Source organism: Butyrivibrio sp. AD3002, from assembly GCF_000420905.1.
Taxonomy (GTDB): Bacteria; Bacillota; Clostridia; order Lachnospirales; family Lachnospiraceae; genus Butyrivibrio.
The window spans coordinates 1-1,521 of sequence record NZ_ATVV01000070.1 but is presented as its reverse complement, the minus strand read 5'-3'; the positions used below and the strand labels follow the sequence as shown (position 1 = coordinate 1,521).

1 protein-coding gene is annotated in these 1,521 nt (G+C 38.3%); it reads right to left on the bottom strand.

The features are described 5' to 3' along the window. Positions 1-65: 65 nt before the first annotated feature. On the bottom strand, positions 66-1,241 hold the full coding sequence (locus G596_RS0120250; RefSeq protein WP_022763603.1) for an IS110 family transposase: 1,176 nt from the start codon (positions 1,239-1,241) through the stop codon (positions 66-68). Positions 1,242-1,521: the final 280 nt, after the last annotated feature.

The following is a 1,521-nucleotide window of genomic DNA, read 5'->3' as shown; positions in this document are numbered from 1 at the left end:
AACTTTAATAAACCATCTGAATACATCGTATTTCAGATGGTAACCGGATTCGATGCTATTCGTGATTAGCGTAGTTTTTGAGAATTGAAGTCTATGTCCTGTTTTTCTAAAGCAAAGATTACTCGGATGAGTTTCTTCGCAACGTGGGTTATAGCTACCCTATGTGGTTTGCCTTCATGACGTTTCTTGGCATAATAAGTTGCAAAAGTCATATCGAAACGAATTAAAGGAATACAGCAGTTTAGCAATACATACCGCAACTGAGATGATCCATGCCTTACCATTTTGCCACCGTTGGATTCTGTACCGGAATCATTTACACTTGGTTCAATTCCAGCAAAAGCAAGCATCTGTGCGGGTGATGAAAAGTTAGAGATATCCCCGTATTCTGCGTAGATTACTGCAGCAGAAATAGGACCAATTCCTGGAATGGTCATGAAATGAGGATGAACTTCTTTGATGAGCCTTATAATCTCACCCTCAAGAGTATTGATTTCTTTGACCAAGGATTTGTATAGGGATAGTAAGCTTTCAAGTTCAACATCAAATATAGAATTATTGATACCAACAGTATCAGCCGCTAAACGCTTCAACTCCAAGAACTGTTGAGGAGAGAACTTACCACGAGATATGCGTCGGAGTTCGTTATAGTCTGTTTCATTCATGGCAGACATGTTCTCGGCAGAGCCGTAGTTTTCTAATAAATATAAAGCAGTTTTAGAAAAGCTCTCATTAAAGAATGGCTTGAACTCCGGAAAAGTGTGATCAAGAACATTTGTGAGTTTAACAAGATATAAGGATCTTTGACGGACTAACCTGTCACGAAGACGTGTTAATGACTTTAAAGAATAAGAGTGATAAAATCCTTTTGAATGGGGTTTGTACTCAACAGTCATTAACCAGCGAGCAATGGATTCACAGTCAACAGAATCGGTTTTTGTACGCCTTAGAGTGGTCGATTTTTTATATTCCGATATCAGGACTGGATTTACTTCCATGAACGTTAGCGAGGCGTTTTCAAGGAAAAGCTCAAGATTCAGGGCATAATGAGATGTTGATTCAAACCCTATTCTTATGTCCTCAGGACCGGATAATGAGTTGATTGTAGTGAGAAGCTGTTCAAATCCTTCTTTATTGTTTTTGAAAGTGAACTTAGCTGTTACAGATTGATCGGCTGCAGCTATAATGCAGCAATCATGTTTGTACTTGGAAATATCAATTCCTGCAAAGTACATAGACATTAGATAAAACCTCCTGATTATTATAGTTGGCACTGTTGTCTACCACAGAGAAATCGACTGTGTAATCACGTAAATCTAAACGTCAAGCGTTAACAAACTAATTACCAGTATTAGACGAAAAGCTGTGGTCTGAGTCACCTCGTACCAGTCAAAGCTGTAATGAAATAGCAACAGATCCACAGTGCCTAAATAAATATATCAGAAAAGGATTAGAAATAGCCCAGAGAACCTGGGAGAAAGGAATAATCCAATCACTTTTCTAACATGATTGGATTATACG

Bases quoted from the DNA above. Each gene is read 5' to 3' on its own strand.
- G596_RS0120250 (WP_022763603.1), bottom strand. From the start codon at position 1,241: ATGTCTATGTACTTTGCAGGAATTGATATTTCCAAGTACAAACATGAT.